The organism is Candidatus Cloacimonadota bacterium (assembly GCA_034722995.1).
GTDB lineage: Bacteria > Cloacimonadota > Cloacimonadia > JGIOTU-2 > JGIOTU-2 > JAGMCF01.
In genome coordinates, this window is the sequence record JAYEOL010000047.1 from 1 (window position 1) to 12,354 (window position 12,354).

Annotated in this window: 12 protein-coding genes and 1 riboswitch; of the genes, 5 read left to right on the top strand and 7 right to left on the bottom strand. The window is 32.5% G+C overall.

Annotation, left to right across the window (positions count from 1 at the left end; genetic code table 11):
• The 4 genes from U9R23_05640 to U9R23_05655 form a co-directional block, all read right to left on the bottom strand.
• The coding region (locus U9R23_05640) for a fibronectin type III domain-containing protein (GenBank protein ID MEA3475901.1) at window positions 1-376 on the bottom strand (376 nt) is incomplete at its 3' end.
• 776 nt (window positions 377-1,152) lie between these two features.
• The gene (locus tag U9R23_05645; GenBank protein MEA3475902.1) at window positions 1,153-2,676 is read right to left on the bottom strand and encodes an aldehyde dehydrogenase family protein; all 1,524 of its coding nucleotides are present in this window, start codon (window positions 2,674-2,676) and stop codon (window positions 1,153-1,155) included.
• Window positions 2,677-2,842: 166 nt separating this feature from the next.
• On the bottom strand, window positions 2,843-4,474 hold the full coding sequence (gene pruA / locus U9R23_05650) for an L-glutamate gamma-semialdehyde dehydrogenase (GenBank protein ID MEA3475903.1): 1,632 nt from the start codon (window positions 4,472-4,474) through the stop codon (window positions 2,843-2,845).
• Window positions 4,475-4,490: 16 nt separating this feature from the next.
• Window positions 4,491-4,715, bottom strand: a complete 225-nt coding sequence (locus tag U9R23_05655; protein ID MEA3475904.1) for a DUF1858 domain-containing protein — start codon at window positions 4,713-4,715, stop codon at window positions 4,491-4,493.
• A 181-nt stretch (window positions 4,716-4,896) separates the two neighbouring features.
• A riboswitch (molybdenum cofactor riboswitch) is annotated at window positions 4,897-5,015 on the top strand.
• A 206-nt stretch (window positions 5,016-5,221) separates the two neighbouring features.
• Between U9R23_05655 and U9R23_05660 the strand changes: the two genes are divergently transcribed.
• From U9R23_05660 to mobB, 5 genes are all read left to right on the top strand, one after another.
• Window positions 5,222-5,800 (top strand): ECF transporter S component, encoded by a 579-nt coding sequence (locus tag U9R23_05660; protein MEA3475905.1) that lies wholly within the window; start codon window positions 5,222-5,224, stop codon window positions 5,798-5,800.
• A 135-nt stretch (window positions 5,801-5,935) separates the two neighbouring features.
• Window positions 5,936-6,598, top strand: a complete 663-nt coding sequence (locus U9R23_05665; protein MEA3475906.1) for an ABC transporter ATP-binding protein — start codon at window positions 5,936-5,938, stop codon at window positions 6,596-6,598.
• Window positions 6,595-7,272: an ABC transporter ATP-binding protein gene (locus U9R23_05670; protein ID MEA3475907.1), complete on the top strand. Its 678-nt coding sequence runs from the start codon at window positions 6,595-6,597 to the stop codon at window positions 7,270-7,272. The genes U9R23_05665 and U9R23_05670 overlap by 4 nt, the downstream gene beginning before the upstream one ends.
• A gap of 301 nt (window positions 7,273-7,573) precedes the next feature.
• A complete protein-coding gene (locus U9R23_05675) occupies window positions 7,574-8,305 on the top strand; it encodes an energy-coupling factor transporter transmembrane component T (GenBank protein ID MEA3475908.1) in 732 nt (243 codons plus the stop codon).
• Window positions 8,306-8,680: 375 nt separating this feature from the next.
• Window positions 8,681-9,427, top strand: coding sequence for a molybdopterin-guanine dinucleotide biosynthesis protein B (gene mobB, locus U9R23_05680; GenBank protein ID MEA3475909.1), 747 nt, complete (start codon window positions 8,681-8,683; stop codon window positions 9,425-9,427).
• A 77-nt stretch (window positions 9,428-9,504) separates the two neighbouring features.
• Here the strand turns inward: mobB and U9R23_05685 are convergent, their stop codons facing one another.
• The 3 genes from U9R23_05685 to U9R23_05695 form a co-directional block, all read right to left on the bottom strand.
• A complete protein-coding gene (locus U9R23_05685; GenBank protein MEA3475910.1) occupies window positions 9,505-10,869 on the bottom strand; it encodes an LPP20 family lipoprotein in 1,365 nt (454 codons plus the stop codon).
• A gap of 5 nt (window positions 10,870-10,874) precedes the next feature.
• The gene (locus tag U9R23_05690; GenBank protein ID MEA3475911.1) at window positions 10,875-11,918 is read right to left on the bottom strand and encodes a FlgO family outer membrane protein; all 1,044 of its coding nucleotides are present in this window, start codon (window positions 11,916-11,918) and stop codon (window positions 10,875-10,877) included.
• 95 nt (window positions 11,919-12,013) lie between these two features.
• Complete coding sequence (locus tag U9R23_05695) at window positions 12,014-12,277, bottom strand: type II toxin-antitoxin system RelE/ParE family toxin (protein MEA3475912.1); 264 nt, start codon at window positions 12,275-12,277, stop codon at window positions 12,014-12,016.
• Window positions 12,278-12,354 lie beyond the last annotated feature (77 nt).

Sequence of the window (12,354 nt, forward strand, 5' to 3'; positions counted from 1 at the left end):
CAGAATATGCTGAATAATTTTCTCCATCAAATGCTCTTACTTTATATGCATAAATTGTATCTGTGTTTGTAGGTATTTCATCAGGAAAAGTGGTAAGATTAGCTTCAACTTCTCCGTAATTTTCTTGCCAATTAAATATTCCTATTTTTCGCGAAATTAGAAACTTAGTTTCATTTGTAGAATTATCTGTCCATAAAATTTGTATTTTGTTATTTTCAATTAAAGAAATTTGCAAATCTGATGGTGCTAATAATTTCTCTTCTGATGAGGTGGTCTTTTTTGAGCAGAGAGTTAGTATAAGAACTAATGAAATAAATAAAGCAATTATCAATATTTTTCTCCATAATTTATTGGGATTAAAACTTTGTTGCAACATTATTACCTCCTATAATTCATTGTAAAATGAGTTGTGCAAAATAGATTATTTTTTAACCTCACCTCAATCCTCTCCTAAAAGGAGAGGAAGACAAAATTCTCCTTCTCCTTGTAGGAGAAGGAGTTAGAGGTTGAGGTCAATCAAAAGTTTTTTTATAACATCTCTTAAAAAAATAAAAACAATCTATTTTTCATATCTCATTCATTGTAAAAATATAAAAACACAAAAAATATTTCTTTCTTTACATAAATCTCTAAACTTCTGTCAAGTCTTAGGCGCTTAAAAAATGAAACTTACCAACAAGTTGTCGTGAAATTTTTCGATTAAATGACAAAAATAAAAAAATGGATACTTAAAAAATCTTACCTGACTGAGGTAGACAGGCTTGATAAATAGTGGAGTTGTGATGAATTATGAACGATTAGACATTTGGACTTTGGCATTTTATTTGACATTAGTAATTAGAATTTTGAAATTCCTAAATCATTTTTAACTGAAATAATCCCACTCGCAGAGTGGCCTTTTTTCAATGCTTGACAATAAAAAAAAATAGACTCTTATTATTTTTATATCAAGTTGCTGAAAAGTAATTTAGGGATTTAATCTTATTCTATCTCACCCAAGCTCTCTCCTATCAAAGAGAGGGCAATAGTTTTCACATACTCTTCAATCAGGAATAAAAGGAATTTACTTTTTCTCCCATCTCCTTGCTTGTCCTGTGAAATCCGTCAGCTGACGGATATTTCACTGGGATAGGAGAGGGGCTAGGGGTGAGGTTAAACATCAAATTTCACACCTTGAGCAAGAGGCATTTCTTTACCCCAGTTTATCGTATTAGTTTGTCTCCGCATATAAGCTTTCCAGGCATCACTGCCTGCTTCGCGTCCACCGCCAGTTTCTTTTTCTCCACCAAATGCACCGCCAATCTCTGCTCCGCTTGTGCCAATATTAACATTTGCAATACCACAATCACTACCTGAATGGCTGAGAAACTGCTCAGCGTATTGTAAATTATTTGTAAATATCGCAGATGAAAGTCCTTGTGGAACATCATTATGAAATTTAATAGCTTCATCAATATTTTTAATTTTTATCAAATAAAGTATTGGTGCGAAAGTTTCTTCCTGAACTATTGGCATATCATTTTCTGCCAAAATAATTGTCGGTTTAACATAGCATTCACCGAGTACATTTTCTGTTATCACTTTGCCACCGTAAATTATTTTTCCACCTTGTTCTTTAATTCGTTGTAAAGCATCAATATATACTCTTACTGCTGATTGATCAATCAGGGGTCCCATTAAGGTGTTTTCATCAAGTGGATTTCCGATTCTAACAGAAGAATAAGCTTTCTTCAGCCTTTCAGCAAATGTATCAAATATCTTTTCATGAAGCAACACCCTACGAGTAGTTGTGCATCTTTGTCCTGCTGTACCAACTGCACCAAACAAAACAGCCTTAAGAGCAAGCTCAAGATTTGCATCTTCCATAACAATAATTCCGTTATTTCCTCCAAGTTCAAGTATAACCCCACCATATCTCTTTGCTGCTGCCTGATGAACTTTTTTACCCATCTGACAACTACCTGTTGCGCTAGTAAGAGAGATAGCTTTGTCATTTATAAGTTTTTCTCCAATGGTGCTTCCTCTACCAATAACAAGATTAAAAATTGCTTTTGGAGCATTATTTCTTTCAAGTACCTTATGGGCAATTTTTGTAACAGCAATCGCGGTTAAAGGCACTGTTGATGAAGGTTTCCATATCATTGTATCGCCGCAAACAGCTGCAATAAATGCATTCCATGACCATACAGCAACTGGAAAATTAAATGCAGAAATAATTCCTATAACTCCAAGTGGATGCCATTGTTCATACATTCTATGATTCGTCCTTTCCGATTGCATTGTTTTCCCATAAAGTTGGCGAGAAAGACCAACAGCAAAGTCGGCTATATCAATCATTTCCTGAACTTCACCAAAACCTTCTGTAAGAATTTTTCCCATTTCAATAGTAACAAGTTGGCCAAGTTCATTCTTATACTTTCTAAGCTCCAAACCGATTTGTCTGATTATTTCTCCTCTTTTTGGAGCAGGAATCATTCTCCAGACTTTAAAGGCTTCTTGTGCTTTTTGGGATATGATCTCATAATCTTCTTCTGAAGCTGACTTAACCTTTGCTATTAGGGAATCATCAATTGGTGAGAATACTTCGATATCCTCACCTCTTGTATCAAGCCATTCTCCGCAATAAGCTCCAGAATTTTGCTTTTTAATTCCGAGATTTTTTGGTATTTCTTGCATTTCTAATTCCTTTCTTTTTTAATTTTTATTATTTTTGCCACAAATTTACCCCGTGAAATAACTGATAAGAAAAATGGTATGATTAGTAAACAAAAAATATTTCACGGGGCAGGCACGAACTTTCACTAACTTTAACTTACTCCTATTTTGAATAATTTTATTATTGTTATTTTTCTTCCATAAATGGATATTTATAATCTGTTGGCGGCACAAATGTTTCCTTTATTGTACGAGGAGAAATCCACCTGAGCAGATTTACCATATCTCCTGCTTTATCATTAGTGCCTGAAGCTCGCGCACCACCAAAAGGCTGTTGACCAACTACAGCTGCTGTGGGTTTATCATTAATATAAAAATTTCCAGCAGCATTTCTAAGAATTTCTTTAGCTAATATTATTGCCTCTCTGTCATTTGCAAATATTGAGCCGGTTAAAGCATAAGGTGAAGTCTCATCACACAGGTGCAAAGTTTCCTCATACTTATTATCTTGATATACATAAATTGTAATCACAGGTCCGAAGACTTCTTCCTTCATTGTCTTGAATTTTGGGTTTGTTGTTAAAATGACTGTCGGCTTAATGTAATATCCTTTTGAATCATCATATTCTCCACCACAGATAATCTCCGCATCACTTGATTTCCTGGCGAATTCAATATAGGACACGATTTTATCAAAAGCATTTTTATCAATAACAGCGTTAATAAAATTTGTAAAGTCTTCAACATCTCCCATTTTCAGTTCTTTTGTGGTTGCGATTAGCTTATCTTTCAATGCTGTCCAGATGCTTTTTGGAATATATGCTCGTGAGGCTGCAGAACATTTTTGTCCTTGATATTCAAAAGCACCACGAATAATCGCTGTATTCAATGCTGTAACATCAGCAGAAGGATGAACAAATATAAAATCTTTTCCGCCTGTTTCACCAATTATCCTGGGATAAGTTTTATAATTCTGAACATTCTTACCAACGATTTTCCACATAGTCTGAAGCGTATTGGTACTCCCTGTAAAATGAATACCCGCAAGATTTGGATTTGAAAGAACGGAGGGACCAAGATTTCTACCTGGACCGGGAATAAAGTTAATTATTCCATCAGGTAAACCTGCTTCTTTAAATAATTTCATTAAGTAAAATGCACTATAAACTGCTGATGATGCGGGTTTCCACAGAACGACATTTCCCATTATTGCTGGAGCAGATGGAAGATTTCCTGCGATTGAAGTAAAATTAAAAGGGGTAACAGCAAAAACAAACCCTTCTAAAGCCCGATGTTCTGTCATATTCCAGATTCCTTTTGATGAATTAGGTTGTCGCTCATAAATTTTCATAGCATAATAAGTATTAAAGCGGAAAAAGTCTATCAATTCGCAAGCTGAATCAATTTCTGCCTGAAGAACATTTTTACTCTGAACAAGCATTGTCGCTGCATTAAGAAGTGGACGATATTTTGTAGAAAGCAATTCAGCAATTCTGCGGAAAATTGCAACTCTTTCCTCCCAGGGCATATCTGCCCATTTTTTTCTTGCCTCAAGTGCAGCATTAATAGCCATATTTACTTCATTTTCACCAGCCTTATGATATCTACCAAGTAGATGCTTATGGTCGTGTGGAATCCTACACTCACCCATATCACCTGTCTTAATTTCTTTTCCTCCAATAATTAAAGGAATTTCAACAACCTCAGATTTTAACTCAGCAAGTTTATCTTTTATCAATTTTCTTTCTTTTGAACCTGCTGAATATGAAAGAATAGGTTCGTTTGTAGGAAATGGTACTATTAATTTTGAATTAATCATTTCTTGTGCTCCTTAATTATTTTTTCTCAGAATCTTTTATAAATTTATTAAGTTCAAATATAATTCTATCCATTTCTTCATCAGAAAAGCCTTTTTCATCCATCTGGTCATGGAGCGTACCCCAGACTGGTTCGCCACACATAACACAGACAATGTCTCTTTGTGAAAGAAATTCTTGTGCACCGGGAAACTTTTTTAAAATGTCCTCAATCCACATATCTTTTGTTATATGTAATTTCACGAAGCAACCTTCTCTATACTATTGAAAATATTGATATTTTTAAAAAGAAGTTCTTTATTCTGTGTGAATTAGATGTCAAGCAGTTTTTAAAAATAGATAATAAAATTTAAAATCCTTATAAAAATGTGTCCCTCAAAAAATTGGTGAATTATTTTTCTTGACAGGCAATATTACATTTTATTTTCATATTTATAGCCGAGTGATATCTTCTAAACTCTGTAGCATGATGTATCACCGATAGGGCGTGTTTGGAAACGAACATACCTCCCGTGTTTGGAAAGGCGAAAGAGAATGTACTTTTAAATACTTACTTTTTCATTTTGCCTTCAAAAAAATAATAAATTTTGGAGGTATTATCAAACCATTCTCCAAGAGCAAACAACCTTGTATGAAGGTTTCATTGTGCACCTGTCATGGAATGGTCCATGACAGCCCGGAAAGTCTCCTTTTATCGAAAAATCTACTTTTCATTTAGGGAATAAGTAATTTCAGAAATAGATATAAAAATGAAATGGCTGGTTAGATATTCCTCACAAGATTTGTTATACATAGCAATCTTTAGTGCTTTGGGATTAGCAATTAAGCCTATCGTCGCCCCTCTTATTCATTTAATTTCTACACCATTAATGGTCCCTGGAGGTTCCCTTGCCGGGGGATTATATATGATGTGGATTACTCTTGCAGTAGTAATTGTTCAAAAACCAGGAGTTGGATTCCTGGTGGGTTTGGTTCAAGCTGTTGTAATGCTCTCTCTAGGACTTTTTGCAAGTCATGGTGCGATTTCTTTAATTAGCTATACCATGCCTGGATTAGTTGCAGATATAACAGCCCTTTTGCTAATAAGAAAAGATACTGTTTATGCCCATATTTTAATTTGTGTATTTGCAAATATTACAGGAATAATAATTGTATCAACATTGTTTTTGCGGTTACCTTTTATTCCAATTGTTATTTCAATATTTATTGGTTCTTTTTCTGGAATAATTGGTGGACTTTTATCCTATTCATTGTTTATCAAATTAAAAAAATATAGAATTATTAGAAATAATAAAGAACCGCTAATGAACGAGAATTCACCCCGTTAGATAGTATCCCATGCGTCTGAGCGCCGAGACCGATTAGATTCCAATAGTTAAATGTTATAAGAACATCTAACGGGGTAAACGATAATGAGTTTAAAGACCAAATCTAAAATAGTTCTGGATTACGAATAAAATCTTATGTCAAGTCTTGAAATTCAAAATCTATCCTTTCGCTATTCAAATAATCAACCCTGGATTGTCAGAAATTTCTCTTTTGAAGCTGAGAAGGGGGATATCGTTGCAGTCCAGGGACCAAGCGGAAGCGGTAAAACAACTTTTCTTTATTTACTTTGTGGTGTAATTCCTAAAATAATTAAGGGAGAATTTGGTGGTAAGATTAAGGTGATGAATGAAAATATTGAGAATCTTTCTCTACCACAAATTGCACCAAAACTTAGTTTAATGATGCAAGAAACAGAACTTCAATTATCATTTCCGTCTGTTGAACAAGAATTAGCATTTGCACCAGAAAATTTGAAACTTACTCCATCAGAGATTGAAAATCGGATTGACGATGCTCTAACTCTATTACAAATTAAATCTTTGCGTTATGAAGAAACAGCTACACTTTCTTTTGGACAAAAAAAATTAGTTGCTTTTGCTTCTATTTTAACCTTATCTCCACAAATTTTTTTATTAGATGAACCGACTTCAGGACTTTCATCTTACTATATTCAAATAATTATAAATGTAATTTCAAAATTATCCCATGAAGGAAAAACAATTTTTATTGCCAATCCTTCACCCGAATTATTAAAAATTTCAAATAAAGTTATTGATTTAGACAATCTTCAGGAATGAAACCGATTTACAAAATAAACGAACTTTCATTTTCATATTCATCAAATAAGCAGATTTTCAGAAACATCCACCTTGAACTGACTTTTGAAAAGATTACTTTGTTAAGTGGAAAAAATGGGAGTGGAAAGACTACACTTTGTCGTCTTTTATCTGGTCTGGAAAAAAGATTTCAAGGCTGCATTTTACTGGAAAATAAAAATTTATCTAAGATACCAGCAAATATAATTGCCAACAAAGTAGTTTATCTAAAACAAGAAAGTTTAGCTAATGTTGTTGCTGCCAATCCTGATGAAGATTTAGCCATCTGGCAACATAAATTTCGTTTGAATAATAACACTACTTTTGAAAAAAGAAGATCAAATGCTCTTGAATATTTTGATATTTATAACTTTAAAGATAAACCGATTTGGGAGCTAAGCAGTGGCCAAATAAAGCGAATTGGCTTATCTTCATTACTTCTGAATGAAGATAAATATTGGATATTGGATGAACCAACAAGCAGTTTAGATAATAGTTCAATTGAACTATTGGGGCAAGTATTAGAAAACAGAAAGAAAAATGGAAAGGGATGTCTTATCATCTCTCATCAGTTTGAAAGCTATAAGCCACTCTTTGATTGTTGGCTTCAAATAGAAAATGAGAGTATAATTGAAAAAGATAAATTTTATAAATAACATTTTGTTAGTGTTAGTTCGTGTGGTTTTATTTTTATGAGTTGTCAGGGACAATTCCCTGACATAAAAGATATTCAACGGTAGGTTCGTCATAGATCAGTCTTCACTAAAGCTACGACCTGACAAGATGGTCAATGACGACTCCTCGGACAATGGACAAAAAAATGCATTTTCAGATGAAACATACATGTCAGCAATCAGACACAAAGGAACAGGAAAATTACATTGGAGTTATTGAATTTATCCTTTTTCTAATTTTTTTCTCTGTGTCTTTGTGTCTTTGTGGTGAAAGGATTTTCATATGAAAATTAATCTTCGCACATTGCTGATTATTGTAATATTGATAACATCTTTGTCTGTTATCTATCAAAAAATATTTGTGCAAATCGTTCTAATTCTTCTTTCCATTCTATTACTGTTTTTAATGCATCCTGGCAAGAAAAAATCTTCCAGGATATTGCATAGATTGAAAAATCTTACAAAAATTATTTTTACTTTGATGCTCTTTCAAATTCTTTTCCGAAGAGGTGGTGATGTCCTTTGGCAATGGGATATTATAAAAATCACATCGGTTGGAATAAATTATGGTGTTACTTCCTCTCTGCGTTTTTTTCTCATAATCTTAATTGCTGGTCTTTTATTTGACATTCCACATTATGATTATTTATTAGCGTTACGAAGTTGGAAGATTCCGTATGAAATTTCCTTCCTGGTTGCATCGGTAATTAATTTCATCCCAACTTTTAACAATCAGTTTCATATCATCGTGGAAGAACTCTCATTAAGGGGCATTGACCTAAAAAGAATACCAATTTTGAAAAGACCGCGAGCATATATTTCACTAGTATTTCCTGTACTTGCGCGAACAATTGCCAATGCACGTTTTCGAGCAATCTCCTTAGAATTACGGGCATTTCGTTTATACAGAAATCGAACCTATTTATATGAAGATAAATTGAGATGGCTTGACTATGTTATTCAACTTGGTGCTATAAGTGAATTTATATTGATAATATCTCTTTATCATGCTTAAATTCACAGACCTGCCCGCCGCATCCCGATGAAATCGGGGGCAGGCGGGGACTTTGAGGGTGACGGAAATTTTACTAACACGGGACTCTGTCCCGTCTGTATTAAAAAAAACAGGATTATATCCGCCAGCTCCGAGACGGAGTCGCGATTCATCGGGACTGGCGGACTGTTAGATTACCGTCTGGTTGTTAAAACAAGAATTATTAGAATAGTTTATAAAATGATTAAATTTGTCAGGAGTAATTGTAACACGGGACTCTGTCCCGTCTGTATTAAAAAAAACAGGATTATAAATCCTGTTAGATCACCGTCTGGTTGTTAAAAACAAGAATTATTAGAACAGTTTATAAAATGATTAAATTTGTCAGGAGTAGCTATGAAAGTTTTTAGTGTAGTGGGTTACACAAAATCAGGTAAAACTTCTACTGTAATTGAATTGGTAAAGGAGCTAAAATTACGAGGATATAAGGTTGCAACGATAAAAGATATACATTATGAAAAATTTACAATGGAGACTGAAAATTCGGATTCCTGGTTGCATTGGAAAGCAAGTAAAGGTGTAGTTTTTGCTCGTGGTTTGAATGAAACCTATCAAATCTGGCATCGTCAGCTTGCATTAGAAGAAATGCTTAAACATTTAAATGCTGATTATGTTATTGTTGAAGGAATGAAAACTTTTCCTTTACCAAAAATTGTGTGTGCAAAATCTAAGGGAGAACTTGATGAATTAGTTGATGGAACAGTATTTGCAATTTCTGGAATTTATGCTAACGATAACAAGTCTTATAAAAAATTCAAGGTATTCCATTCAAAAAAACAGGCAAAAGATTTGGCTGATATCGTTGAAGAAAAAGTTTTTGATGTTCTTCCTTATCCAGCGGAAGAATGTTGCAAAGCTTGTGGATTCACCTGCAAAGAGATGGTTGAAAAAATTCTAACTGGAGAAAAAACTCGTGCAGATTGTGTTCTTGACAGAAGTAAGCAATTAACCTTAAAAATTGATGGCAAAGAAATTAAGATTGTTCCTTTTGTTCAAAACACATTTAAAGATGTTATTCTTGGCTTTGTAAAAAATCTGAAAGGATACAAGAAAGGAAAGATAGAGATTGAAATTGATGAATAGCCACAGAGATACTGTAAAAAACCCGAGTCGTGCTCTGTGAGCCCGACTTGGGTTTTACTGAATTTTTGAGAATAAATTTAAAGATTTATTTTTTCTATCAGTTTTGGTAAAATCTCTTCATTAATTTTATTTGCTGCCTTTTTTAATGCATTCAAGCCAGCTTTGTTAAAATTCAATTGGAATCCTTTAATATCAAAAATTGCATCTTTATAAATTTCTTCTCCATTAGTAATATTAACAACGGATATTGATACATCTGCAAAAGCAGAACACATTCCCTCAATTCTTGAGCCTTGTCTTGTCTCTGCTGTTATTGTTATCATTATGTCAGCATCAGAGACATTATCAACATAAGAAAAACCATAATTTGTAAGATTATCTTTTAAAATTGGTTCAATATAAGGAAAATCTAACTTCTTTCCCAGATTAGTTTCTTCACTTCGGATAAATACAGATAATCCTTCCACATTGATTATTATTTTAGTATTTGGAATTTTAAAACTCTCTAATATTGCAACTATAACTGGTGAGCTATTATATTCTGGATTTAAGCTTAGTATGTCAAATTCTGCTTTTACAATTTGAATTTTATCAGGTGCAGTAATTTTGTGGATTCTACATATAGCTTTGCCTGAATTATCAGTTTTTGCTTTTGAATCTAAATCTCCTTCACCTCTAACAAATGAGAAATTTATTGGTAAATTTGAAATTTTGATTTTATTCAGACTGCTATAATTTGCCTTAATTATAATTGGCTCTGTTATGGGATTACCCAGCTTTGTATTAAATTTATCTATTTCCGGAAATAATGAAATGTTATCTAATATATCCTGAACTGACGAATAAATTTCATTTAATAAAAAAATATTTTGGTTATTATATGTTACTTGTAATGGTTCATTCAAATATTTCTCAATAGGTTTTAATGACTCAAAATAAAATGATAATGCTTTAGAAATAGCATATTCTTTTTCACTCTCTTTTGCTTTAGAAAACAAATTTAGGGATTTATTTAAAGCATCTTTTAATCTTAATTGTTTTTGCTTCTTGTATTTTTCTTTTGAAAGTTTACAATATACCCAATATTTATCTCCACTATCCCAATTATCAACAATTTCTACATCTTCAAGACTTTCTTTTGTTGATGTATTTATTTGTTGTTTAAGTAACTCGTCAATTCTACCATTCTCTTCAATTAATTTATGAATAGTTTCGCTAAAAATTGTTATCTTAATTTGAGAAGCGATTTCATTGATTGCATTGTTCTTTGCTTCTTGAGTGTAGTTTTCAGTATTTTTACTTGAAAAACCTATACCAACATAAAAATCAGCATCATAAGGATAATCCGTTATCCAAAATGGTTTCTCAGCATAAGAAAAAGAAAAAAGAAACAAGGATAATATAATTATAGCTAAAGTTTTGTTTCTAATAACTTTATTCATAAATCTCATTTTGTCAAAGGAATATTGCGTAAACACGCATTAGGTGATTTTGATATATCTATATGACCAAAATACGACGACCACAGATTAAAATAAATTTGCAGTAATGCTACACTTCTTGCTTCTTTTGAAACATTATCAAAACTGAGAATTAAGCTCGTAGGAACACCTGAAACAAGCAAACTTTTAGGCTGCATTCCCTCTTTGTTTGCAAGCTGGGCTTCTTTTGCCTGATATTCATTCCCAAAATTATCAAATATTCTGGAATTATATGCAGATAATTTAAATTCCCTGTCTTTTTTATCATTGTTTGTGATAAGCAAATCACAAGTTACTTTGCCTCCTGGTGATATTTTGCATTTTGGTACTTCAAATGTAAAATTTTCCACTTCTACTTTTTTCAATGCTTCCTTAGAAATTTCTTTCTTTTCCATCTGCTTTTGAACTTCTTCCTTTTGGAATTCTTCCTTTTGGACAGTAGAAATTATTCCCATCAGCTTTTCAACAGTCTCATCTTTTACAATTTTTGTTCCAGCTACTCCAAACACCTTTCCTGTTTCAGCAGATATTATCCGAGCGTTAACTTTTAAACTTTTACCAAGATCAGTTATTGTACCGGATACTATAGCATCAACTCCTAAAATACGACCTAATTCTTTTGCTGAGTTTGGGTCAATCATTCCTGTAATAGACAACTTTTGTTCTGATATAATTTTGTTCAGTAATTGCCTTTCTACTACTTCAAACTTCTTCGTTCTAAAAAGTCTGGTAATGAGTTCCTCAGCAAGATATTTACCGAATTGTGTAACATTGCCATCAAGGCCAGAAAATTCTATTACAGCGATTTTTTTCTTCCCGTCTTCAGCAATACTGTTGGTAATTTGTGTTGTCAAATCCGATAATGAATTATCTAAATTATTGGTGATTTCAGGTTTTTCAAAAGTTTCTGCTTTAACAATGGGTTGCTTTTGAGTAGTAGCGCAGCTTGTGAGTATAAGCAATATAGCAACAGGAATCAGCTTTTCTAAAATGCATATTTTTTTAAACATTTTTACTCCTTTTTGAATTGTTATTTTAGTATTCATCTCAAAATGAGATTTGTTTTTAATTAAAAATTATGTCAAATCTTTTATCAGATTTTTGTTTATTTTTTATAAATATCACCTCTGGGTCCTGCTTTATAGCAATAAATCAATAATTCTTTACTTCTAATTTCATAAAGAAATCTGTAATTTCCAACCCTTAAGCGAAAATGTCCTTTTTTGTTTATTAAAGGTTTAATATCCAAAAAATTATTAAATGGATTTTTGCCTAATATGTCAAAACGATTAACCAGTTTTTTCTGGAAGTTTTTATTCCTTTTCGTCAAAAAATTAAAAACATCTCTGGAAAACTTTATTTCATACATTTAATTCTTTTTTTATCTTATTTAATGAGATAGCTCTACCTTGTTTCAATTCTTCTATAGCTTTTTGATAGACTTTG

What these genes read in the sequence shown, in the direction of transcription:
- mobB (MEA3475909.1), top strand. Translation starts at nt 8,681, where the DNA reads ATGAAAGTTTTTAGTGTAGTGGGTTACACAAAATCAGGTAAAACTTCT.
- U9R23_05685 (MEA3475910.1), bottom strand. Translation starts at nt 10,869, where the DNA reads ATGAATAAAGTTATTAGAAACAAAACTTTAGCTATAATTATATTATCC.
- U9R23_05660 (MEA3475905.1), top strand. Translation starts at nt 5,222, where the DNA reads ATGAAATGGCTGGTTAGATATTCCTCACAAGATTTGTTATACATAGCA.
- U9R23_05665 (MEA3475906.1), top strand. Translation starts at nt 5,936, where the DNA reads ATGTCAAGTCTTGAAATTCAAAATCTATCCTTTCGCTATTCAAATAAT.
- pruA (MEA3475903.1), bottom strand. Translation starts at nt 4,474, where the DNA reads ATGATTAATTCAAAATTAATAGTACCATTTCCTACAAACGAACCTATT.
- U9R23_05675 (MEA3475908.1), top strand. Translation starts at nt 7,574, where the DNA reads ATGAAAATTAATCTTCGCACATTGCTGATTATTGTAATATTGATAACA.
- U9R23_05695 (MEA3475912.1), bottom strand. Translation starts at nt 12,277, where the DNA reads ATGTATGAAATAAAGTTTTCCAGAGATGTTTTTAATTTTTTGACGAAA.
- U9R23_05690 (MEA3475911.1), bottom strand. Translation starts at nt 11,918, where the DNA reads ATGTTTAAAAAAATATGCATTTTAGAAAAGCTGATTCCTGTTGCTATA.
- U9R23_05645 (MEA3475902.1), bottom strand. Translation starts at nt 2,676, where the DNA reads ATGCAAGAAATACCAAAAAATCTCGGAATTAAAAAGCAAAATTCTGGA.
- U9R23_05670 (MEA3475907.1), top strand. Translation starts at nt 6,595, where the DNA reads ATGAAACCGATTTACAAAATAAACGAACTTTCATTTTCATATTCATCA.